This window comes from Pseudomonas sp. DW-iso17 (genome assembly GCF_058725345.1).
Genome location: NZ_JBZXEA010000003.1, coordinates 1 through 21,391, shown reverse-complemented (window position 1 = coordinate 21,391; position 21,391 = coordinate 1). Strand labels below are relative to the sequence as shown.

Annotated in this window: 20 protein-coding genes and 1 riboswitch; of the genes, 9 read left to right on the top strand and 11 right to left on the bottom strand. The window is 61.0% G+C overall.

What is annotated here, in order from left to right:
- Positions 1–70: 70 nt before the first annotated feature.
- Positions 71–1,552 carry a glutamate--tRNA ligase gene (gene gltX / locus AC4PS6_RS02480; protein WP_336827381.1) on the bottom strand — a complete coding sequence of 494 codons (1,482 nt, stop codon included), beginning with the start codon at positions 1,550–1,552 and terminating at the stop codon, positions 71–73.
- Between the two features lie 184 nt (positions 1,553–1,736).
- On the bottom strand, positions 1,737–3,752 hold the full coding sequence (uvrB, locus tag AC4PS6_RS02475; RefSeq protein WP_003192575.1) for an excinuclease ABC subunit UvrB: 2,016 nt from the start codon (positions 3,750–3,752) through the stop codon (positions 1,737–1,739).
- A 343-nt stretch (positions 3,753–4,095) separates the two neighbouring features.
- Between uvrB and AC4PS6_RS02470 the strand changes: the two genes are divergently transcribed.
- Positions 4,096–5,292, top strand: coding sequence for an amino acid aminotransferase (locus tag AC4PS6_RS02470; RefSeq protein ID WP_137270621.1), 1,197 nt, complete (start codon positions 4,096–4,098; stop codon positions 5,290–5,292).
- Positions 5,293–5,398: 106 nt separating this feature from the next.
- Positions 5,399–5,608 (top strand): hypothetical protein, encoded by a 210-nt coding sequence (locus AC4PS6_RS02465; RefSeq protein WP_005789784.1) that lies wholly within the window; start codon positions 5,399–5,401, stop codon positions 5,606–5,608.
- A gap of 102 nt (positions 5,609–5,710) precedes the next feature.
- Here AC4PS6_RS02465 and ptrR read toward each other — a convergent pair whose 3' ends face one another.
- A complete protein-coding gene (ptrR, locus tag AC4PS6_RS02460) occupies positions 5,711–6,583 on the bottom strand; it encodes a putrescine utilization regulator PtrR (protein WP_019820847.1) in 873 nt (290 codons plus the stop codon).
- 254 nt (positions 6,584–6,837) lie between these two features.
- On the opposite strand from ptrR, the gene AC4PS6_RS02455 reads away from it, so the two are divergent.
- Positions 6,838–8,232, top strand: coding sequence for an aldehyde dehydrogenase family protein (locus tag AC4PS6_RS02455; protein WP_020302101.1), 1,395 nt, complete (start codon positions 6,838–6,840; stop codon positions 8,230–8,232).
- Positions 8,233–8,243: 11 nt separating this feature from the next.
- Here AC4PS6_RS02455 and AC4PS6_RS02450 read toward each other — a convergent pair whose 3' ends face one another.
- Positions 8,244–8,642: a winged helix-turn-helix transcriptional regulator gene (locus AC4PS6_RS02450; RefSeq protein ID WP_019820843.1), complete on the bottom strand. Its 399-nt coding sequence runs from the start codon at positions 8,640–8,642 to the stop codon at positions 8,244–8,246.
- 99 nt (positions 8,643–8,741) lie between these two features.
- On the opposite strand from AC4PS6_RS02450, the gene AC4PS6_RS02445 reads away from it, so the two are divergent.
- Positions 8,742–9,863 (top strand): NADH:flavin oxidoreductase, encoded by a 1,122-nt coding sequence (locus AC4PS6_RS02445; protein ID WP_014719171.1) that lies wholly within the window; start codon positions 8,742–8,744, stop codon positions 9,861–9,863.
- Between the two features lie 14 nt (positions 9,864–9,877).
- Here AC4PS6_RS02445 and AC4PS6_RS02440 read toward each other — a convergent pair whose 3' ends face one another.
- Positions 9,878–10,183, bottom strand: coding sequence for a protealysin inhibitor emfourin (locus AC4PS6_RS02440; RefSeq protein WP_492180637.1), 306 nt, complete (start codon positions 10,181–10,183; stop codon positions 9,878–9,880).
- Between the two features lie 29 nt (positions 10,184–10,212).
- Positions 10,213–11,274, bottom strand: coding sequence for a M4 family metallopeptidase (locus tag AC4PS6_RS02435; protein WP_336827380.1), 1,062 nt, complete (start codon positions 11,272–11,274; stop codon positions 10,213–10,215).
- Between the two features lie 136 nt (positions 11,275–11,410).
- On the opposite strand from AC4PS6_RS02435, the gene AC4PS6_RS02430 reads away from it, so the two are divergent.
- The 4 genes from AC4PS6_RS02430 to AC4PS6_RS02415 all read left to right on the top strand — a co-directional run bounded on the left by AC4PS6_RS02430 (position 11,411) and on the right by AC4PS6_RS02415 (position 15,539).
- Positions 11,411–12,340 carry a DNA/RNA non-specific endonuclease gene (locus AC4PS6_RS02430; RefSeq protein ID WP_492180636.1) on the top strand — a complete coding sequence of 310 codons (930 nt, stop codon included), beginning with the start codon at positions 11,411–11,413 and terminating at the stop codon, positions 12,338–12,340.
- A 118-nt stretch (positions 12,341–12,458) separates the two neighbouring features.
- Positions 12,459–12,651: riboswitch (cobalamin riboswitch) on the top strand.
- 115 nt (positions 12,652–12,766) lie between these two features.
- Positions 12,767–13,777 (top strand): ABC transporter substrate-binding protein, encoded by a 1,011-nt coding sequence (locus AC4PS6_RS02425; protein WP_014719174.1) that lies wholly within the window; start codon positions 12,767–12,769, stop codon positions 13,775–13,777.
- Positions 13,774–14,778 (top strand): FecCD family ABC transporter permease, encoded by a 1,005-nt coding sequence (locus tag AC4PS6_RS02420; protein WP_020302465.1) that lies wholly within the window; start codon positions 13,774–13,776, stop codon positions 14,776–14,778. Before AC4PS6_RS02425 ends, AC4PS6_RS02420 begins: the two co-directional genes overlap by 4 nt.
- Positions 14,775–15,539 carry an ABC transporter ATP-binding protein gene (locus AC4PS6_RS02415; RefSeq protein WP_014719176.1) on the top strand — a complete coding sequence of 255 codons (765 nt, stop codon included), beginning with the start codon at positions 14,775–14,777 and terminating at the stop codon, positions 15,537–15,539. The genes AC4PS6_RS02420 and AC4PS6_RS02415 overlap by 4 nt, the downstream gene beginning before the upstream one ends.
- A gap of 152 nt (positions 15,540–15,691) precedes the next feature.
- Here the strand turns inward: AC4PS6_RS02415 and AC4PS6_RS02410 are convergent, their stop codons facing one another.
- The 3 genes from AC4PS6_RS02410 to tspO are packed head-to-tail and all read right to left on the bottom strand — an operon-like array spanning position 15,692 to position 17,542.
- Positions 15,692–16,183, bottom strand: a complete 492-nt coding sequence (locus tag AC4PS6_RS02410) for a GNAT family N-acetyltransferase (RefSeq protein ID WP_137204280.1) — start codon at positions 16,181–16,183, stop codon at positions 15,692–15,694.
- Positions 16,173–17,102 (bottom strand): alpha/beta hydrolase, encoded by a 930-nt coding sequence (locus AC4PS6_RS02405; RefSeq protein WP_014719178.1) that lies wholly within the window; start codon positions 17,100–17,102, stop codon positions 16,173–16,175. Before AC4PS6_RS02405 ends, AC4PS6_RS02410 begins: the two co-directional genes overlap by 11 nt.
- A complete protein-coding gene (gene tspO / locus AC4PS6_RS02400; RefSeq protein WP_014719179.1) occupies positions 17,102–17,542 on the bottom strand; it encodes a tryptophan-rich sensory protein TspO in 441 nt (146 codons plus the stop codon). The genes AC4PS6_RS02405 and tspO overlap by 1 nt, the downstream gene beginning before the upstream one ends.
- Positions 17,543–17,706: 164 nt before the next feature.
- Here tspO and chrA point away from each other — a divergent pair, with 164 nt between their 5' ends.
- Positions 17,707–18,903 (top strand): chromate efflux transporter, encoded by a 1,197-nt coding sequence (gene chrA, locus AC4PS6_RS02395; protein ID WP_336827378.1) that lies wholly within the window; start codon positions 17,707–17,709, stop codon positions 18,901–18,903.
- Between the two features lie 129 nt (positions 18,904–19,032).
- Here chrA and AC4PS6_RS02390 read toward each other — a convergent pair whose 3' ends face one another.
- Complete coding sequence (locus AC4PS6_RS02390; RefSeq protein WP_060767750.1) at positions 19,033–19,545, bottom strand: hypothetical protein; 513 nt, start codon at positions 19,543–19,545, stop codon at positions 19,033–19,035.
- 156 nt (positions 19,546–19,701) lie between these two features.
- Entirely contained in the window at positions 19,702–21,234 is a 1,533-nt protein-coding gene (locus AC4PS6_RS02385; RefSeq protein ID WP_103452327.1) for a hypothetical protein, read from the bottom strand.
- Positions 21,235–21,391 lie beyond the last annotated feature (157 nt).

The following is a 21,391-nucleotide window of genomic DNA, read 5'->3' as shown; positions in this document are numbered from 1 at the left end:
TTTGCCGGGATAACAATCACTTACCGACGAAACCCCGAAAAACCGGGGTTTCGTGCCCTAAGCGGCCTGCTTAAACGATAGCGCCCAGCAGCTTTTCCCATTCCTTGTTTTCTTTCTTCGATACACCCCCAAGCAAATCAAGGGCTTGGCGTAGACGGAAACGAGTCAAGTCCGGGCCGAGAATTTCCATCGCATCAAGCACCGACACCGAACTGGCCTGCCCGGTGATTGCGGCAAACATCAGCGGCATGGCATCGCGCAGTTTCAGCTCCAGGGATTCCACCACCGCCTGGATGGTCGCGGTGATCGCATCCTTCTCCCACTGACGCAGGCTTTCAAGCTTCCACAGGATCAACTGCATCAGCTGGCGAATTTGGTCACCGGAAAGCTTCTTGGACTCGAACAGCTTGGGATCGGGATTCACGCCACCGGCAAAGAAGAAACTGGCCAAGGGTGCGACCTGGCTGAACGTCTCTACCCTGCCCTGCACCAACGGCGCAATTTTCATCATGTACTCGGGGTTCAATGCCCACTGCTGCACACGGGAGGCAAACTCCTCCACGGGCAAGTCACGCAGCCACTGACCATTGAGCCACGACAGCTTCTCGATATCGAAGATCGGCCCACCGAGGGAGACGCGGGACAGGTCGAAGTTGTCGACCATTTCCTGCAGCGAGAACTTCTCGCGCTCGTCCGGCATAGACCAGCCCATGCGACCCAGGTAGTTGAGCATCGCCTCAGGCATAAAGCCCATGCGCTCGTAGAACGTCACCGACGTCGGGTTCTTACGCTTGGACAGCTTGCTCTTGTCCGGGTTACGCAGCAGCGGCATGTAGCACAGCTGCGGTTGCTCCCAGCCGAAGTATTCGTACAGCAGGATCAGTTTCGGCGCCGATGGCAGCCACTCTTCGCCGCGCAGCACATGGGTGATGCCCATCAGATGGTCATCGACCACGTTGGCCAGGAAGTACGTCGGCAAGCCGTCGGTCTTCATCAGCACCTGCATGTCCATGCGGTCCCACGGGATTTCGACGTCACCGCGCAGCATGTCCGGCACCACGCATACGCCTTCGCTTGGCACTTTCATACGAATGACGTGAGGCTCACCGGCGGCCAGGCGCGCAGCCACTTCTTCCTTGGGCAACAGCAGCGCACGGCCATCGTAGCGCGGAGTTTCGCCACGGGCCTGTTGCTCGGCGCGCATCTGGTCCAGTTCTTCGGCGGTGCAGAAGCACGGGAAGGCATGGCCCATATCGACCAGTTGCTGGGTGTACTGCTTGTAAATGTCGCTGCGCTCGCTCTGGCGATACGGGCCATGCGGGCCGCCGACATCCGGACCTTCAGCCCAGGTAATGCCCAACCAGCGCAGGGCATCGAAAATCTGCTGTTCGGACTCACGGGTGGAGCGCAGTTGATCGGTGTCTTCGATCCGCAGGATGAACTCACCGCCATGCTGCTTGGCAAAGCAGTAGTTGAACAGGGCGATGTAAGCAGTACCGACGTGGGGATCCCCAGTAGGCGATGGCGCAATGCGCGTGCGGACGGTGGTCATGGCAGGTCTCGAATGGGCGATATAACTGAAAATTGAAACAAGGGGCGAATGGTAACAGCCTGGGTGATTTCTGGAAAACCGAGGCGCGGCCATCGCAGGCAAGCCAGCTCCCACATTGACCGTGTTCACAGATCAATGTGGGAGCCGGGCTTGGCCGCGATGAAGCCAGCCCAATCTACGCAAATCAAACAGCCAACAGACGCTCACGCAACTTGCCAATCTCATCACGCGTCTGCGCCGCCGCTTCAAACTCCAGATCCCGCGCCAGCTGGTACATTTTTTCTTCCAACTGCCGAATCCGCTTGGTGATCTCACTCGGCGAGCGCAGTTCGTTCTCGTACTTGGCACTTTCCTCGGCAGCCTTGGCCATGCCCTTGCGCTTCTTGCTGCGCGAGCCTGGCACGGTGGCGCCTTCCATGATGTCGGCAACGTCCTTGAACACGCCCTTGGGGGTGATGCCGTGTTCCAGGTTGAACGCGATCTGCTTGTCGCGACGACGCTGGGTCTCGCCAATCGCACGCTCCATGGAACCGGTGATGCGGTCCGCATACAGGATCGCCCGCCCATTGAGGTTACGCGCCGCTCGGCCGATGGTCTGGATCAGCGAGCGTTCGGAGCGCAGGAAGCCCTCCTTGTCCGCATCCAGGATCGCCACCAGCGACACTTCCGGCATGTCCAGGCCTTCGCGCAGCAGGTTGATCCCCACCAGCACATCAAAGGTGCCCAGGCGCAGGTCGCGGATGATTTCCACGCGCTCCACGGTGTCGATGTCCGAGTGCAGGTAACGCACGCGCACGCCGTGGTCGGCCAGGTAATCAGTCAAGTCTTCGGACATGCGCTTGGTCAGAGTGGTGACCAGCACCCGCTCTTCCAGGGCCACGCGCTTGTTGATTTCCGAGAGCAAGTCGTCGACCTGGGTCAGCGCGGGGCGGATTTCGATTTCCGGGTCCACCAGGCCAGTGGGACGTACCAGTTGCTCGATGACGCGGCCCGCGTGCTCGGCTTCATAGTTGCCGGGCGTAGCGGAGACGAAGATGGTCTGCGGGCTGATGGCTTCCCACTCGTCAAAGCGCATCGGCCGGTTGTCCAGCGCCGACGGCAGGCGGAAACCATATTCCACCAGGGTTTCCTTGCGCGAACGGTCGCCCTTATACATGGCGCCCACCTGCGGCACGCTGACGTGGGATTCGTCGATCACCAGCAAGGCGTCCGGCGGCAGGTAGTCATAGAGCGTCGGTGGCGGCGCCCCGGAGTCACGGCCCGACAGGTAACGCGAGTAGTTTTCGATGCCGTTGCAGTAACCCAGTTCCAGGATCATCTCCAGGTCGAAGCGAGTGCGCTGCTCCAGGCGCTGGGCTTCCACCAGCTTATTGTTGGAGCGCAAGTATTCCAGGCGCTCGGCCAGCTCGACCTTGATGCCCTCGATGGCGCCCATCAAGGTTTCGCGTGGGGTCACGTAATGGCTTTTGGGGTAGAAGGTGAAGCGTGGCAGCTTGCGGATCACTTCACCGGTCAACGGGTCGAAGGCTGACAGGCTTTCGACCTCATCATCGAACAGCTCGATGCGAATCGCTTCCAGGTCGGATTCCGCCGGGTAGATGTCGATCACATCGCCGCGCACCCGGAAGGTGGCGCGGGCAAAATCCATGTCGTTACGGGTGTACTGCAGGCTCGCCAGGCGCCGCAGCAATTCGCGCTGGTCGAGTTTGTCACCACGGTCGACGTGCAGCACCATCTTCAGATAGGTTTCCGGGCTGCCCAAGCCGTAGATGCACGACACCGTGGTGACGATGATCGCGTCTTTGCGCTCCAGCAGTGCCTTGGTGGCCGACAGGCGCATCTGCTCGATGTGGTCGTTGATCGACGCATCCTTCTCGATAAAGGTATCGGACGACGGCACATAGGCTTCGGGCTGGTAGTAGTCGTAGTAGGAAACGAAATACTCCACCGCGTTGTTCGGGAAGAACGCCTTGAACTCGCCATAGAGCTGCGCCGCCAGGGTTTTGTTCGGCGCCAGCACCAGGGTCGGGCGGTTGGTCTGGGCGATCACGTTGGCGATGCTGAAGGTCTTGCCGGACCCGGTCACCCCAAGCAGCGTCTGGTGCGCCAGGCCGGCTTCAATGCCTTCGACCATCTGACGAATGGCTTCCGGTTGATCGCCGGCGGGTTCAAAACGGGTAACGAGCTGGAAATCCGACATAACGTACCTCGTGAAGTCACCCCAGACTCGACACCGCCAGGGACGAAATAGCTCAGCAACCCGCGAATAATCATCGCAGGTTGCAGGAAAAAACCATGATAGCTGTAGAAGTGGTGTCAAATGTGACGGGTTTCAAGGCCGTCGTCCTACACGACCTTGCTCGCCAATGTTGCAATAAGACTAACGGTCAGCAAATAAACCGAAAAACATGGCCGAAAAGCCGTTTCCGTTGTCGCTCTCAGCCGTGATGGCCTCTATACTAGCTCCCCGTTTGTGCACCGCTCTAGTGCATTCGGCTGGAGCGCGACACGTCCCTCCTACCCCCCATAGAGCTGCCGCAAAAATGAGCCTGTTCTCCGCTGTCGAAATGGCACCACGCGATCCAATCCTGGGCCTCAACGAAGCATTCAACGCCGACACACGAACCACCAAGGTGAACCTTGGCGTGGGCGTTTACTGCAACGAGGAGGGGAAGATTCCACTCTTGCGTGCCGTTGCCGAAGCGGAAGCCATTCGTGTGGCGCAACATGCCGCCCGTGGCTACTTGCCAATCGACGGCATCGTGGCGTACGACCAGGCCGTGCAAAAGCTGCTGTTTGGCGCTGAGTCGCCGCTGTTGAGCGCCGGCCGTGTGATTACCGCCCAGGCCGTGGGCGGCACAGGCGCGCTGAAAATCGGCGCCGACTTCCTCAAGCAACTGCTGCCCAACGCCGTCGTCGCCATCAGCGACCCAAGTTGGGAAAACCACCAGGCGCTGTTTGAAAAAGCCGGTTTCCCGGTGCAGACCTACCGCTACTACGACGCCGCCACCCACGACGTGAACCGTGCCGGCCTGCTCGAAGACCTCAACGCCCTGCCGCCACAGTCCATCGTGGTGCTGCACGCCTGCTGCCATAACCCGACCGGCGTCGACCTCAGCCCGGCCGACTGGCAAAACGTGCTGGACGTGGTCAAGGCCAAGAACCTGGTGCCGTTCCTCGACATGGCCTACCAGGGCTTCGGCGACGGCATCCACGAAGACGCCGCCGCGGTGCGCTTGTTCGCGGAATCAGGCTTGACCTTCTTTGTGTCCAGCTCGTTCTCCAAGTCGTTCTCCTTGTATGGCGAACGCGTAGGCGCGCTGTCGATCGTCAGCGAGTCCAAGGAAGAAAGCGCGCGCATCCTGTCCCAGGTCAAGCGTGTGATCCGCACCAACTACTCCAACCCGCCCACCCACGGCGCAGCCATCGTTGCCGCAGTGTTGAACAACCCTGAGCTGCGCGCCCAGTGGGAAGCCGAGCTGGCCGAGATGCGCCTGCGCATTCGCGGTATGCGCGAGCAGATGGTGGCCGAACTGGCCAAGGCGGCTCCAGGCCATGACTTCAGCTTCGTCGGTCGCCAGCGCGGGATGTTCTCCTACTCCGGTTTGAGCGTTGAGCAAGTCACCCGTCTGCGCAGCGAGTTTGGTATCTACGCACTGGATACCGGCCGTATCTGCGTAGCGGCGCTGAACCAATCGAACATTGGTGCCGTGACCAAGGCGATTGTCGAGGTGCTGTAAGCAAGCCGGCAAACGTGAGACGAAGGGGGAAGCCACTGGCTCCCCCCTTTTTATTGGTGAACACACTAGACTGAACGCCGACTGCCTCTTTGCTGCGAGAACCCTAATGAGAAACGATGACCTGGACCTGCGCGCCGACCGCGACGAACTGCACGACTACGCCCCACGCGCACCGCAAGCCAAGCGCCAGAAGAGCCTGGTGTTGCAGGTTGCGCTGGGAGTATTCCTCGGTGGGTTGGCGTTATGGCTGGTACAACTGGGCGCGACGGCAATCATGGCCAAACTGGCCATGGGCACCCTGCAGTTCGGCGGCTGATGTACGACACCTGTGGGAGCTGGCTTGCCTGCGATAGAGGCGGTTCAGTTAAAGATTCATTGACTGACACTCCGCTATCGCAGGCCAGCTCCCACATTTGATCTAGGATGCTGGCAGATTGCGTTCTTCCAGCAGTTTTACGAAGCTGTTCAAGCTTTGTGACACCGTGCCCCGCCGCCAGATCAGCCAGGTATTCAAGATACGGAATGTGTCGGGCAGCGGCCACACACTCACCGCCGCACACCCCGGCATACTCTCCAGCATGCTGCGTGGCATCAGCGCCAGCCCGGCCCCGGCGCTGACACAGGCCAACATGCCGTGGTACGACTCGATCTCGAAGATCCTGCCCGGCACCGCGCCATCCTGTGAGAACCAGCGTTCGAAGTGATGCCGGTAAGAGCAGTTGGAGCGAAACGTATAGATGTTCTCGCCATTCACATCCTGGCCGCGGGTGATCGGCGCGTGATGCAGTGGCGCAATCACCACCATCTCTTCCTCGAACACCGCCACACCCTCTAGCGTGGAATGCAGCACCGGCCCATCGACAAAGGCCGCCGTCAGCCGGCCCGACAGCACACCTTCGATCATGGTGCCCGAGGGACCCGTGCTCAGGTCTAGCTCGACCTTGGTGTATTGCTGGTTATACGCCGCCAGTAACGCAGGTATACGCACGGCCGCCGTGCTCTCCAGCGAGCCCAGGGCAAAGGCGCCTTGGGGCTCCTCCCCCGCCACCGTCGCACGGGCTTCTTGCACAAGGTCGAGAATGCGCCGCGTATAGCCAAGGAAATTCCACCCGGCCGGCGACAGGCGCAAGCGGCTTTTCTCGCGGATAAACAACTCCACGCCCAGGTCCTGCTCCAGTTGTTTGATGCGCGTGGTGAGGTTCGATGGCACGCGATGAATCAACTGCGCGGCGGCGCTGATGCTGCCTTGCTCGGCGACGGCCTTGAAGATTTCCAGTTGCACAAGATCCAAATCATTCTCCAATCATGTACATGATCGTTCCCACGCTCTGCGTGGGAACGCTGCCTCGGACGCTCCGCGTCCGATCGTTGGCGCATAGGTCTTTGACGCGGAGCGTCATGGGATGCATTCCCACGCAGAGCGTGGGGACGAGCTTAGGCCAAACATTCTCGTAATGAGAATATATTGCTTAATATTATTCAGTTTCCAGAAAACATACAGCCCCGTACGCTGGCCCCATTCCACTCATTCAGCCGGACGGTGCCATGAACAATGCTATCTCCCACCAGACCCACGCCCTGTCGATCAACCCCGCCAGCGGCGAAACAGTCGGCAGCTACCCCTACGAAAGCGCAGAACAGCTGAACGCCGCCCTCGCCCGCTCGACCGATGCCTTCCGCACCTGGCGCCGCACGCCTGTGAGCCAGCGCGCCGAATACCTGCTGGCCCTGGCTGCCGCCCTGCGTGAGCAAGCTGAAGACATGGCGCAAATGATCACCCTGGAAATGGGCAAACCCATCGCCCAGGCCCGCGCCGAAATCGAAAAGTGCGCCCAACTGAGCGAATGGTACGCCGCCCACGGCCCGGCCATGCTCGCCCCGGAGCCCACCCTGGTGGACAACGGCAGCGCCCGGATCGAATACCGCCCACTGGGCCCGATCCTCGCGGTAATGCCGTGGAACTTCCCGGTATGGCAAGTACTGCGCGGCGCGGTGCCGACCCTGCTTGCCGGCAACACCTACGTGCTCAAACATGCGCCCAACGTAATGGGCAGCGCCTACCTGATCCAGCAAGCGTTGCGCAAAGCCGGTTTTGCCGAAGGCGTGTTTGAAGTCATCAACGTAACCCAGGACGGCGTGTCCACCGCCATCGCCGACCCACGCATCGCCGCCGTGACGCTCACCGGCAGCGTGCGTGCCGGCATCGCCATCGGCTCACAGGCCGGGGCCGCGTTGAAGAAATGCGTGCTGGAACTGGGCGGCTCCGACCCCTTTATCGTGCTCAACGACGCTGACCTCGACGCCGCCGTACAAGCCGCCGTCATCGGCCGCTTCCAGAACAGCGGCCAAGTCTGCGCCGCCGCCAAGCGCTTGATCATCGAAGCGGGCGTGGTTGAAGCCTTCACCGCCAAATTCCTCGAAGCCAGCCGCGCCCTGGTAATGGGGGAACCCACCTCGACCGCCACCTATATCGGCCCCATGGCGCGTTTTGATCTGCGTGACGAACTGCACGGCCAGGTCCAGGCGACCCTGGAAGAAGGCGCCACGCTGCTGTTGGGTGGCCATAAAGTCGCGGGCGCGGGCAATTACTACGAACCGACCGTACTGGCCGACGTTACCGACCAAATGACGTCGTTCAAACAGGAACTGTTCGGCCCCGTGGCCTCGATCATCACCGCCCGCGACGCCGAGCACGCCGTGGCGCTGGCCAATGACAGCGAGTTTGGCCTGACCGCGAGCATCTTCACCAGCGACTCGGCAAAGGCGCGGGCTATTGCCGATCAGTTGGAAACCGGCGGGGTCTTTGTCAACGCGTTCAGCGTCTCAGACCCGCGGGTGGCGTTTGGCGGCGTGAAGAAAAGCGGGTTCGGCCGCGAGCTGTCGCACTTCGGCGTACGCGAGTTCTGCAATGCGCAGACGGTGTGGCTGGATCGCAAGTAAAGCTGCAACGGCTAGGCATCGTCGGTGCGCGCATCGAACGCCGCCTGCGCCTGCAGCACCGCTTCCGAATGGCTGAGCGTCCAGGCGTAAAGCGCCTTGAACGGCTCTTCCAGCGTCCCCCCCAGCGGCGTAATGCTGTACTCCACCGCCACCTGCGAAGACGCGATGACCCGGCGCGCCAGAATGCCACTGCGCTCAAGACGGCGCAGGCTCTGGGTCAGAGCTTTTTGCGTGATGCCGTCCAGGCGACGCCTGATTTCATTGAAGCGCAACGGTTTTTCGCACAAAGAGCCCAGTATCAGCACCGACCACTTGTCGGTGATCTGATCAAGCAATAATCGGCTGGAGCAATCGGCTTTGAATACCTTCACGGTACCGTCTTGAGTCAGCGCCGGGTCATGATCGAGCATGTGGTTTCCTCTGGGATACCTGATAGCTTTAAAGTGCCTAATTGATATTAGGTATACACAATATACTATCAAGACTCATTTCAAATGGAGTCTCTGGCAATGAGTGTTACGAATCTGGATGCTTTGTTTCAGCCATTTGCGCTGAAATCCCTGGCCCTGAAAAATCGCATCGTCATGGCACCCATGACCCGTTCGTTTTCCCCCACCGGTGTACCAGAAGAAAACGTCGCCGCCTATTATCGCCGACGTGCCGAACACGACGTCGGGCTGATTCTCTCAGAAGGCACCGCCATTGATCGCCCCGGCGCACGTAACGACCCCGGCGTCCCGCTGTTCCATGGCGACCGGGCATTGGCGGGCTGGAAACAGGTCATCGACGGCGTGCATGCGGCAGGCGGCAAAATGGGGCCGCAAATCTGGCATGTCGGATCGGTGGGCAATCCCTTCAACGACTGGGCGCCCGAGACAGGTATCGAAGGCCCTTCCGGCCTCGCCGCACCCAGTACGCCACGCGGTGACGCGATGAGTGATGAAGCCATCGCCGATACGATTGCGGCTTACGCCAAGGCGGCTGCCGACTCCAAACGGTTAGGGTTTGATACCGTTGAAATACACGGTGCACACGGTTACTTACTCGATCAGTTCTTCTGGGAAGGCACCAATCAGCGTCCCGACCAGTTCAATGGCGCATCCATCAAGGAGCGCTCGCGTTTCGCCGCAGAGGTGGTCAAGGCGATACGTGCAGCAGTAGGCCCGGCGTTCCCCGTGATATTGCGGGTGAGCCAGTGGAAGCAGCAGGATTACAGCGCGCGCCTGGTGACCACGCCGAACGCCATGTCGGACTGGCTGGTGCCGTTGGTGGAAGCGGGTGTCGATATCCTGCATTGCTCACAACGGCGTTTCTGGGAAGCCGAATTTCCCGAACTGGATGGCGAGCAGGGGCTGAACTTCGCCGGCTGGGCCAAGAAACTCACCGGCGCGGCGACCATCAGCGTGGGCTCGGTCGGCCTGTCCGGGGACTTTCTTGCCGCCTTCGGAGGCGAAAGCTCTCAACCCGCCAGCCTGGATAATCTAGTGCACAGGCTTGAACGCGAAGAATTTGACCTCATCGCCGTTGGCCGCGCATTACTGAGCGACCCACAGTGGGCCAGCAAAATTCGCACGGGAGAGACCTCCAGCCTGAAAGCCTTCAGCCCATCGGATCTTGCTGAGCTCATCTAGCCAATAGGCCCAAGTCAGCCCCGACTATGCCGTCGCACGCACTGCACCAACCCGTCCAGTGCCGGGGGATTCACCGGCGCGAGCACACAGACCGTGTGCTCGCGCTTGCCTTCCGCAACTGTCAGGGTGTAATGCACCCGGCCTGGGTTGCCAGGCTCGGGATCGGTGCTTTGCGGCAACTGGAAAAAGTCCGACGCTTCAATCAGTTGCCGCAACTCCTGCTGATCAGGCTCGGGCAGCGCGGCCAACTCTACCGTGCGCGGCTTGGCCAACCCCGGAAAAAACGCCGGTCCGCCGCTTTCCTTGATTGAAATTCGCATGGTTTTTCCTCGCCGCTCAGGCGGCTTTGTCAAACGTTTATGCCCACCGCTTTCCAGCCTTCCTTGACTGCCTTCTGCTCAGCTTTGTTCACACCATAAAGCTGGCCGGCAATATCGTGCGTGATACGTGCAAAACGCAAAAACCCGGAATTGGGCCGCAACCGCGAATCGCGCAGTGCGTCATACCAGATACGCCCGGCACGCTCCCAGGCGAACCCGCCAATCCGGGTGGCCACCTGATAGAACGCGTGGTTGGGAATGCCAGAATTGATATGCACGCCACCATTGTCGTCGTAAGTGTGCACAAAATCATCCATGTGCCCAGGCTGCGGGTCTTTGCCCAGCAGCTTGTCATCAAACGCGGTGCCCGGCGCTTTCATCGAACGCAGAGCGGTGCCCTTGATCTTTTTGGTAAACAGCCCCTTGCCGATCAACCAGTCGGCGTCCTCGGCCTTTTGCTTCAGCGCGTACTGCTTGATCAGCGAACCAAACACATCCGACAGCGACTCGTTCAGCGCACCGGATTGATTAAAATACATCAGCTTGGCTTCATCCTCGGTCACGCCATGGGCCAACTCATGGCCAATGACGTCGAGTGCCACGGTGAAGCGGTTGAACAGCTGCTGGTCGCCATCGCCGAACACCATCTGGGTCGAATTCCAGAACGCATTGTTATAGTCCTGGCCGAAGTGCACCGTGGCGTCCAGCGCCATGCCCGCATCGTCGATGGAGTTGCGGTCGAAGACCTGGTCGAAAAAGTCGAAGGTTGCGCCCAGGCCGTCATAGGCTTCGTCCACCGCGGCATCGCCACTGGCGGGCTGCCCTTCGCCGCGAATCAGCTTGCCGGGCAGGCTGTCGGTGTTTTCGGCACTGTAGATCGAGCGTTGCTTCTCGGCGCCCACGGCCAGTGCCATGCGGGCCGGGCCCTTGGCGGGTACCGCGACCATACGCAACGAGCGGAACGTGCTGTCTTTGGCGCGCGTGCGTAATGCGACTTCCCGTTGGGCTTTGTCGCCGTGGCGTGCGATCTGGTCGAGCATGTACGGCGGGATCAGGCAAAAAATCGGGTTGCGCGGTTGGCGAACACACATGAGCTGGCTCCTTTTTGGCGTGTGGTGAACGTCCGGGTAACGGTTTTCAGGATAGCCCTGTGTTCGCCCCCTGGGCCAAATTGTCATGAGTTTGTGTTTCAGTGGTGTTTATCCGAGGCCCATAAGGAACATGCCCATGCCCGCCCGCACAGCCAACATCGACCTTTCCCACCGCCCAAGGCTCGCCGACCTGCGCCCATTGGTCGCGGCCAACCCCACCCTGCTGGAAGCCAAAGCCGCGACGCCGCGCGTCACCGCGGCCAAGGACCTCAAAAACCGCGCTGGCTATGCCGACGACTTCCTCAGCGACTTCGTGATGCCATGGCCCACGGTTGACCAGCCACTGGCGGGCGACGTGCAACCCAAGCGTCTGGACTACACGCATTTCTCCATCACCCTGTCGCGCTCTCGACGACTGGCGCTCTACGTGGGGGTGAATATCGACGGCGCCAAGCATGTAGACATCACCCGCAGCAACGACACCTGGGCCTACGATGGTCGCCTACCCCTGGAGGCGCAGGTAGGTGAAGAGCTCTATGCCGGCAATGGCCTGGACCGCGGACACTTGGTACGGCGCCAGGATCCCAATTGGGGCGACGAGGCGACCACCGCCAACTTCGACACCTTTCACTTCACCAACTGCTCCCCTCAAATGAGCGGCTTCAACCAGAAGACCTGGCTGGAACTGGAAGACTACATCCTCGACAACACCCAGCGCTGGAAAGCCCGGGCCACGGTATTTACCGGACCAGTGTTCGCCGATGACGACCGACTTTACCGTGGCGTGAAAATCCCCAAGGCGTTCTGGAAAGTGGTGGCCTACCTCAGCGACGAGGGCAAGCCGTCCGCCAGCGCCTACATGATCGACCAAAGCCGCGAGCTGGGCCAACTCGACCTGGTATTCGGCCCGCTGCGAACCTACCAGCGCAGTGTGATTGCGATCGAACAATTGACCGGCATCCGCTTCGCCAACCTGGCCGACTACGACGGCTTCAGCAACGAAGAGCGCGCCACAGGCACCCGGATCGAAGCGCTGATCCGCGGCCCCCAGGATATTCGGCTCTGACGCTTCTTTTGTAGCAGCGAGCTTGCTCGCGAAGAACAGGAAAGCGCCGCGGGGCATCAGGTGCCCAGCGTTATCGTTGACGACCTTCGCGAGCAAGCTCGCTCCTACAGGGATGATCGCTTACCATACGGCCGCCGGTTCCCGTATGGGACTAACAGGGAATTCGAAACGCCGCACGCGGCGTGAACCGAAACTGCCCCCGCAACTGTAGATGCCGAGCCTGCCCTTGAATGCCACTGGACCACGTCCGGGAAGGCGGGGCATGGCGACGACGCATCAGTCAGGAGACCTGCCGGCCCAGCTAATTCACTAACCGGCGGGGTGTCCGGGAAGGACATCCTGGCCCTGCGTATCAGCAGCGCCCATGGGCGTATTTCCGAGCCGTACCTCCCCTGCTGCACCTACGGTTCACAAGGAGATCGCCTCATGCTGCCACGCGTTACCGCCCTGATCGCAGGTTTGAGTGTGTGTGCCCTGGCGCAAGCCGCGCCCACTCAGTACCCGCTGACCCTGCAAAACTGCGGCAGCACCCTGACCTTCCAGCACGCCCCCGCCCGCAGCGTCACCATCGGCCAGGCCGCCACCGAGATGCTCTACGCCCTGGGCGTGGGCGACAAGGTGGTCGGCACTTCGCTGTGGTTCAACAACGTGGCGGCGCAGTACAAGGCCCAGGACGATCACATCGAGCGCCTGGCCAACAACGAGCCCAGCTTTGAAGCCGTACTCGCCAAGCGCCCGCAACTGGTGGCCGCCGAGCTGGAATGGGTGGTGGGCCCCCAAGGCGTGGTCGGCACCCGTGAGCAGTTTCATGAACTGAAGATCCCCACCTACCTGTTGCCGTCCGACTGCGAAGGCAAGGACAACCTGGTGGGCGCCGATGGCACGCGATTGGAGCCCTTTCGCATCGAGACGATCTACCAGAGCCTCCAGCAACTGGCGCAGATTTTCGACGTGCAGGATCGCGGCCAACAACTGACCGACGAACTCAAGGCGCGCCTGGCCAAATCCGTCGCCACGGCCCAAGGCAAGGGCTTGCAGCAAGCCAGTGCACTGGTGTGGTTCTCCAGCGCCGAAATGGCCAGCGACCCTTACGTAGCCGGCCACAAAGGCGTGCCGCAATTCATGCTGCAAACCCTTGGCCTGCGTAACGTGGTGCAGTCCGATGAGGAGTGGCCCGCCGTCGGCTGGGAAACCATCGCCAAGGCCAATCCCACCTTCCTGGTGATCGCACGCATGGACCGCCGTCGCTACCCGGCCGACGACCATGAAAAGAAACTCGCCTTCCTGCGCAGCGACCCCGTGACCCGCAACATGGACGCGGTGAAGAACAACCGCATCATCATCCTCGACGCTCTGGCCTTGCAGGCGAGCCTGCGCACCTTCGAGGGCCTTGAACAACTGGCGGCCGCCATTGACGGCTACCACCTGGGCCAATGATGCGCACCCTACTCGCCCTGGCGTTGCTGCTGCTCGCCCTGCTCGCTGGCGTCGCCATCGGTGAAACCGCTATCGAACCGCAGGTGGTGCTGCAGGTGCTCGCCAATAAACTCTGGGGCGCCGGCTACGTACTGGACCCCATCGACGAAGGCGTGGTGTGGAACTACCGCCTCACCCGTGCATTGGTGGCCGCAGCTTGCGGCGCAGGGTTGGCAACGTGCGGGGTGATCCTGCAATCGCTGCTGCGTAACCCGCTGGCCGACCCGTACCTGCTGGGCATCAGCGCCGGCGCGTCAACCGGCGCGGTGCTCGTGGCCTTGATCGGCGTGGGCGGTGGCCTGGTGTCGTTGTCGGCGGGCGCGTTTGTGGGGGCGATGGCGGCCTTTGCGCTGGTGACGCTGCTGGCGCGGGCCAGCGGATCGTCCAGCGGTACCGGGCAGATCATCCTCGCGGGCATCGCCGGTTCACAGTTGTTCAATGCCCTGACCGCCTTCCTGATCACCAAGTCGGCCAGTTCCGAACAAGCCCGCGGCATTATGTTCTGGTTGCTGGGCAACCTCAGCGGCGTACGCTGGCCGTCGGTGTGGTTGGCGGTGCCGGTGGCGGTCGTGGGGCTCGTGGTGTGCCTGTGGCACCGGCGTGCACTGGATGCGTTCACCTTCGGCAGCGACTCGGCGGCCTCCCTCGGCATCCCGGTGCGCCGCGTGCAATTTGTGCTGGTGGCCTGCGCCGCGCTGGTGACGGCGGTGATGGTGTCCATCGTCGGCTCCATCGGGTTTGTCGGCTTGGTGATTCCCCATGCCGTGCGCCTGTTGCTTGGCACCGGGCATTCGCGCTTGCTGCCGGCCAGCGCCTTGGGGGGCGCGCTGTTTCTGATCGCTGCAGACGTGCTGTCGCGCACCTTGATCAAGGGCCAGGTGATTCCGGTGGGGGTGGTGACCGCATTGGTAGGCGCGCCGGTGTTTGCGCTGATCCTGATTGGCCGGAGGAATGCGCGATGAGCGTGCTCAGTTGCCGCGGCCTGGGCTTCAAAGTGCGTGACGCGCAGTTGCTGCGTGACATTGACCTGGACGTGCAGTTGGGTGAAACCCTCGGTATCGTCGGGCCCAATGGTTCAGGCAAATCCACCCTGCTCAAATTGCTGGCCGGCTTGCGTGTGCCGGCCAGCGGCGAAGTTCGCCTGGGTGGCAAGCGGCTCGGTGAGTTGTCGCGCCGCACCATCGCGCAGCAATTGGCGGTTGTGGAGCAACAGGCCGACACCGACGACGCGATCCGCGTGTTCGATGCCGTGGCCCTGGGCCGCACGCCATGGCTGTCGGCGTTGAGCCCGTGGTCACGCGAGGACGACGCCATCGTGCACCAGGCCCTGCATGACGTAGACGCCACCCACCTGAGCCAACGCGCCTGGCGCAGCCTCTCGGGGGGCGAACGCCAGCGCGTGCACATCGCCCGCGCCCTGGCGCAACGCCCGCAGATTTTATTGCTGGATGAGCCGACCAATCACCTGGATATCCAACATCAACTGGCGATCCTCAAAGGCGTGCAAGGCTTGCCAGTGACCACCTTGATTGCGCTGCATGATTTGAACCAGGCGTTGACCTGTGATCGCCTGGCCGTGCTGGATCGCGGGCAACTGGTGGCGCTGGGCGCGCCGCTGCAAGTGCTGACGCCACAGCGCTTGCAGGAGACCTTCGGCGTGCAGGGGCATTACCTGACGGACCCGTTCGACGGCGCGCAAATCCTGCGCCTGCGCTCCAACTGAATCCGTAGGTTGGGGCAGCTTGCTCTGGTGACGGTCTGACGGCCAACTGTGGTCCAAATGTGGGAGGGGCTTGCCCCCGATGAGGGAGTGTCAGCAAATACATCGGTGATTGGCCCACCGCTATCGGGGGCAAGCCCCCTCCCACACTTCACCTACAGAGGCCGATGCATGTGGGTGGTTTGCCATATCGGGTCGGCCTCGACATCCACCACCTCAAACCCCTGCCTGCGCCAGAAATCAATCGCACCGGGCAGAAACGGATGGGTATGCAAGTACATCATCTCTACGCCATCGGCCCGCGCCAGCGCCTCCAGCGAGCGGTATAACCGGCCCGCCAGGCCCAAGCGTCGCGCTGCCGGGAGCACATACAGGCGCACCACTTCCACCGTCTTGCGCCCCTGGTAGTTCAACTGCGGGAAGCGGCCGTCGTAGGGCCGATAAGCCACCGAGGCAACGATCCGGCCTTCGGCACGAGCAATCAAAAACCGCCCGCCCCCCTCAAGGTAGATCGCTTCAAACTGCGCCAGATCGTGGGGGACGCCGGTGGCACTGAGCGTGGGAAACAGTTCATCCCGCGCCAGCAAAGCGAAGCTCAGCACCTGGGGAATGTCAGCGGCCTGCACCGCCTCGATACTAACGCTCATCGCCAAGGATGCGGCTCGTTATCCACTGGCGAGCGTAAGCCAACACGCGATCGGCCATCGCCACCGGAAAGTGAATAAACCCGTGGGCCGCTTCTGGCAGCAAATGAGCCTCCACCGTTGGCCATCGCTCGGCAATCAGCAGAGTGTCATCCTTGAGCGGGTCCAGTTCACCCACAAACATCAACGCGGGCGGCAGCCCTTCAAAGTCCCCATACAAGGGCGACAACGGTGGCTGACGGCGCGTCTCGTCGCTGATCCCCGGCGTCAGCAGGCGCAGCGCCTGGACCATGCCCGGCCCGTCCAGCAACAAGGTGTCCGGCCCGGCCGTGCGCACACTGGGGGTGCCGGTCAAATCGTAGACGCCGTAATACAACACCGCGCCGCTGACCCGCTGGAGCAACTCGGGCCATTGCTTGAGCGCCAACAAAGTGGCCGCCGCCAGGTGCCCGCCGGCCGATTCACCGACAAAAAACACCGGCAGGCCGGCAAACTCCGGGCAGTCCGCCAAAAGCCAGCGCGCAGCCGTCAGGCAGTCATCCAACAGCCCTTCAATTGGCGTATCCACCGCCAGTCGATAATCCACCGACACTACGGCCACGTCGCACGCATTCACCATGCCGAGGTTAAGGTCGTCATCCATTTGCGCATTGCCAATCACCCAGCCACCGCCATGGATGTCCAGCACTACGCCTCTGGGCGGGCCTGCCGGGCGCAGGATGCGCAAGGGGATCGCCCCGAGCATTTTGCGTTCCGCCAGGGGCGCCTTCTTGAAGGTCTGGCTGGCACGCAACAGCGCCTGGATCAGACGCGGCATCACGCGGTTGCGGACCTTGAAGCGCGGCATCCACGCCAGTGTGCGATTGAAGCGCCGCATCTGGGCCAGTTCGGGCTCGCTGGCAGGCCAATGCTGGTAGGCCATCAGCGGTTATTACGCAGGATCGAGAAGTTCAACGCCGCGGCCACGCACAGCCACACCAGATACGGAAACAGGATCAGGCCGGTAATCAAATCCAGGCGCACGGCCAGCAGCACCATCGCCGCTACGGTCAGCCACAAGAGCACGATAATCACCATCCCGGCGAACAACCGATGGGCACCAAAGAACACCGGCGTCCACAGGGTGTTCAACGCAATTTGCGCCGCCCACAGGGCCAACACCATTTCGCTGCCGGGGATCAGGGTCAAGCGGTAACCGGCCCAGGCCAGCAGCAGGTAGATGATCGTCCAGGCCACTGGGAACAGCCAATTGGGTGGGGTGAAACTGGGCTTGACCAGGGATTCGTACCAGGCGCCCGGTTTGAAGATCACGCCAGTGCTGGCGGCGGCGGCGCAGGCAAGCAGGAAGATGAAAAAGGTCATGATCGGTCCTTGAGGTCCAGTGGATGGAAAACAGTACACTGCTTTTAAGTGACTCAAGCAACCGCGGATAAATTCAATGGGGGCGGCAAAATACCCGCGCTTCTACGCGTCATGAAAATTGGTTATGGTCGGCAACATCCAGCACCGTTGCCCGAGACATCCCCTTGCCCCAGCTTACCGATCACCGCAGCCGCCCCTGGTCAGTGTTCCTGATCTTCCTGCGCCTGGGCCTCACCTCTTTCGGCGGGCCGATTGCACACCTGGGCTATTTTCGCCAAGAGTTCGTCACCCGCCGCCGCTGGCTCAGCGAGCGCAGCTATGCCGAACTGGTCGCCCTGTGCCAGTTCCTCCCAGGCCCGGCCAGCAGCCAGGTCGGTATCGCGTTGGGCCTGTCCCAAGCAGGTTACCGGGGCGCGGCGGCAGCCTGGGCCGGGTTCACCTTGCCGTCGGCCATCGCCCTGATTCTGTTTGCCCTGGGGCTGGCCCACTACGGCGGCGCCCTCCCCCATGGCGCGCTGCACGGCCTCAAGGTTGTCGCCGTGGCGGTGGTGGCCCAGGCCGTGTGGGGCATGGCACGCAACCTGTGCCGAGGCGTTTTACGGGTGGCGTTGATGTTGATCGCCGCCTGCGTGGTGCTGCTGCAACCCTCCGCCTGGGCTCAGGTCGGGGTCATGGTGGCTGCAGGCGTGGCTGGCCTGCTGTTGTTCAAGCCCGAGAGCAGTGCCGAGCCCGACGCCCTGCCCATCGCCATCAGCCGCCGCACCGGAGCCCTGTGGTTGATGCTGTTTTTGCTGTTGCTGGTGGCCTTGCCACTCCTCGCCGCATGGGCGCTCAACCCCACGCTGGCGCTGGTGGACGCCTTCTACCGCACCGGCGCGCTGGTATTCGGCGGCGGCCACGTGGTGTTGCCATTGCTGCAAGCCGAAGTGGTGCCCAGCCAATGGGTCAGCAACGATGTATTCCTCGCCGGTTACGGCGCCACTCAAGCTGTGCCCGGCCCACTATTCACCTTCGCCGCCTTCCTCGGCGCCTCCATGACCCACGCCCCGAGCGGTTGGCCTGGCGGGGTGATCGCGCTGCTGGCGATCTTCGCCCCGTCGTTCCTGCTGATCTTCGGCGCCTTGCCCTTCTGGGCCAACCTGCGCAAAAGCCCGCGTACCCAGGCGGCGCTCGCCGGGGTGAACGCGGCGGTGGTTGGCCTGTTGTTGGCGGCGCTGTACCAGCCGGTGTGGACCAGTGCGGTTTTCAACGGCTATGACGTGGCGTTGGCGTTGCTCGCACTGGTCGCGTTGATGGTGTGGAAGCTGCCGCCATGGCTGGTGGTGATAGGTTGCGGCGCACTGGGCGGCTTACTGGGCTAGCGCAGGCCTGTGTGGAGGATGATCGTTAACACCCGCCCCCCATCAGAGATTCAATGAAAGCCCGAATGACGAGAGCGGCAATTGCGTTCGACCTGTTCCGTCATGCCAAGAGCACGGCATCTGCTGTCGTTACTCCACCTCCCAAAGTAACAAGCACACTTCTCCCTGCTCACCATCACTAAAGTCTTTTTTCGAGTCTGGCGCGGCCCAAAAGGGCATATCCTCAAACCAGTAGGCCCACTGGGTCTGAAGGTCTGTTTCTACATCACTGCACAACAACATTAGCTGAACCTTGCGAACCCCTTGTGCAACGGCGCCTTGGAGTTTTGCCCGATCTTCTGTGATTTTGGCTTTCCATTTGTTTTGCGTATAGGCATGCACCAACGACGTTTCCACCAACCAGGTTGTGCCATCCTTCGCCGAAATCGCGATGTCACCCAATTGGCCGGATGCGTGGCCAGTAAAGTGTGTCCTGTAGCCAGGTTTGGGATTGCACTCGAACGCTAGAGCGGTAAACGCGCTGAATTGTTCCCAGTTGAACCACTCTTCAAACGAGTAGCCGGTGCCTGCAAAGCGCGTGATGTCACGGGCCTTGGGCCTGAAGTGGTCTTCCAGAATCTGAGCGAGATCGCCTAGGGTCATGTGCATCGTCCTTGTATTGCCAATGGGGTAACACCCAGCGTGCGCCTAAAGGTGCCGCCTTGTGGAACCCATTAACTATTTTGTAAGGCGCGGCACACAGCCGCTACCTCATAGGTCGGAAAGAACCAGGCCCCAAAAGATTATTGGCGTGGTAGATCAGTTCACCGCCGCCTTGCTCAACCGCACCAGTCCGAGGATGGCTTCGCTTAGGCTGGTCGCGCCTTTGTTGCTTTGGGTCAGCACCACATCCACATTGGTTCCGTCACGCTTGGCCATCGTCAGCTTTTTATTCATTAGACCGCTGATGGTCACGTCGGCAATATCGGCAAGTGCCACGCGGTGCGACTCCTTGAATTGCAGGCGCACGTATACGTACTCAAGATCAACCAGTACGCCCTTGTCGCCAGAGCCGAACACTGTTTCGTCGAAGAAGAACACCACCTCGTCCTTGGCAATGTTCAACGCGTTCTTGGATTCGAAGGTCAGGACCTTCTTCGTCGGCAAGTCCGGCGCCACATAGAACTTGTGATCGGCGTTGGACCTGAAACCTTGGGCGGCAGTCGCCACGGTCAACCCGCAGCCGCCGCGTTTCGCTGAGCCTGGTAGTACAGGCGTAACAACCGATAGCGCGCTTGCCTGCGTCTCGCGCGCCACGATTTTCTCGATCACTCGCTCACAGTGTTCATCGAAACGTTCATAATTGATAAATTGCGCATAGCGCTCGATGTCCGGGCGACTGGCGCTGAAACTTTCCACAGTGCTGAGGTCGCACTGGCGCAATTGCTCCTGGATCAGAGCTTGCTTTTCCTTGAGCAGGCCGCCCATACCGAAGTACTCCACAACACCATCGAGTCGCCCTTGATCACCCCCAAACTTTCGTAGCAGGATCGGATAGATACGCTCGTTGTAGGGATAAGCGCTGATCGCCTTGACCGCCGACGGCAACACGGCCTCGTCGGGGATCAGGCCTTTTTCAATATTCTCGGTAATCGCCTGGGACTTTCTGATCTCGTCCTTTGAATAGCTGTGCAACTTACCGGGCGAATCGGCATTGATGGCATCGAGGGTCGCAAGGTAGGCCGCATTAACGATATTGCTGGCACCGTCTGCGAACGCCTTGACCGTTGCCGGGCGCTTGAAAATCTCGTCTTTCTTAAACGAGTCGCCGAGTGCGCTGACCCCTTTGGCCATCAGGTTGAATACCCCATGACCAATATTGGACATCAGGTTTTTGGCGTCGGCATCGTATACCGCCTTCTCTGAACCATAGCCTACCCATTGGCGACGACCACGGCGACGATTGGTGCGATGCGCATCCACCTCGGCTGAACGCTCGACAATGGCTTCGTATTGCTCGGCCAATACGCCGAAATCTTCATCCCATGAGTCGTAGCGCTGCATGAACGCGTCGTAGAAGCGCTCTTCGTCGATATCGTAGATCCCGTGGGCCACGGTGAGCTTGATACTTTGGCCTATTGCCTGGAGGCGGATCTTATCTGCTAGATCATCGCCGCCTTCGTAGACGCTATCCAGGTTGGAAAACAGATCGTAAAAGCCCGCATTGATTTTCTGCGACCACGTCGCGGCAATCGTCGAGAATGCTTGCCTGACCTGGTTTGTATCAAGCTTGCTTTGCGGTGTCTCAAGGGTGTGGCCGTAAAGTTCAATCGGCTGAATGCTTGCATCCATTGCGTGTCACCGTTCCAAGATCGCGGGTAGAAGGAGGGAGTAAGTCAGCTTCATCAAAGGCGAGGTGCAGCCCTCAATAAAGGTAGCACAGAGCCACTATATGTGGGCCTGTCCCGTGACAACGGACGCCAAGAAGCGATACTTAAATCGTTCTCTT

Excerpts from the sequence above, each read along its gene's own strand:
- AC4PS6_RS02435 (WP_336827380.1), bottom strand. The coding sequence starts at position 11,274 with ATGTGTGTTCGCCAACCGCGCAACCCGATTTTTTGCCTGATCCCGCCG.
- AC4PS6_RS02470 (WP_137270621.1), top strand. The coding sequence starts at position 4,096 with ATGAGCCTGTTCTCCGCTGTCGAAATGGCACCACGCGATCCAATCCTG.
- tspO (WP_014719179.1), bottom strand. The coding sequence starts at position 17,542 with ATGACCTTTTTCATCTTCCTGCTTGCCTGCGCCGCCGCCGCCAGCACT.
- AC4PS6_RS02415 (WP_014719176.1), top strand. The coding sequence starts at position 14,775 with ATGAGCGTGCTCAGTTGCCGCGGCCTGGGCTTCAAAGTGCGTGACGCG.
- AC4PS6_RS02420 (WP_020302465.1), top strand. The coding sequence starts at position 13,774 with ATGATGCGCACCCTACTCGCCCTGGCGTTGCTGCTGCTCGCCCTGCTC.
- gltX (WP_336827381.1), bottom strand. The coding sequence starts at position 1,552 with ATGACCACCGTCCGCACGCGCATTGCGCCATCGCCTACTGGGGATCCC.
- uvrB (WP_003192575.1), bottom strand. The coding sequence starts at position 3,752 with ATGTCGGATTTCCAGCTCGTTACCCGTTTTGAACCCGCCGGCGATCAA.
- AC4PS6_RS02455 (WP_020302101.1), top strand. The coding sequence starts at position 6,838 with ATGAACAATGCTATCTCCCACCAGACCCACGCCCTGTCGATCAACCCC.
- AC4PS6_RS02390 (WP_060767750.1), bottom strand. The coding sequence starts at position 19,545 with ATGACCCTAGGCGATCTCGCTCAGATTCTGGAAGACCACTTCAGGCCC.
- AC4PS6_RS02410 (WP_137204280.1), bottom strand. The coding sequence starts at position 16,183 with ATGAGCGTTAGTATCGAGGCGGTGCAGGCCGCTGACATTCCCCAGGTG.
- AC4PS6_RS02465 (WP_005789784.1), top strand. The coding sequence starts at position 5,399 with ATGAGAAACGATGACCTGGACCTGCGCGCCGACCGCGACGAACTGCAC.
- AC4PS6_RS02450 (WP_019820843.1), bottom strand. The coding sequence starts at position 8,642 with ATGCTCGATCATGACCCGGCGCTGACTCAAGACGGTACCGTGAAGGTA.
- AC4PS6_RS02430 (WP_492180636.1), top strand. The coding sequence starts at position 11,411 with ATGCCCGCCCGCACAGCCAACATCGACCTTTCCCACCGCCCAAGGCTC.
- AC4PS6_RS02445 (WP_014719171.1), top strand. The coding sequence starts at position 8,742 with ATGAGTGTTACGAATCTGGATGCTTTGTTTCAGCCATTTGCGCTGAAA.
- AC4PS6_RS02425 (WP_014719174.1), top strand. The coding sequence starts at position 12,767 with ATGCTGCCACGCGTTACCGCCCTGATCGCAGGTTTGAGTGTGTGTGCC.
- AC4PS6_RS02405 (WP_014719178.1), bottom strand. The coding sequence starts at position 17,102 with ATGGCCTACCAGCATTGGCCTGCCAGCGAGCCCGAACTGGCCCAGATG.
- AC4PS6_RS02440 (WP_492180637.1), bottom strand. The coding sequence starts at position 10,183 with ATGCGAATTTCAATCAAGGAAAGCGGCGGACCGGCGTTTTTTCCGGGG.
- AC4PS6_RS02385 (WP_103452327.1), bottom strand. The coding sequence starts at position 21,234 with ATGGATGCAAGCATTCAGCCGATTGAACTTTACGGCCACACCCTTGAG.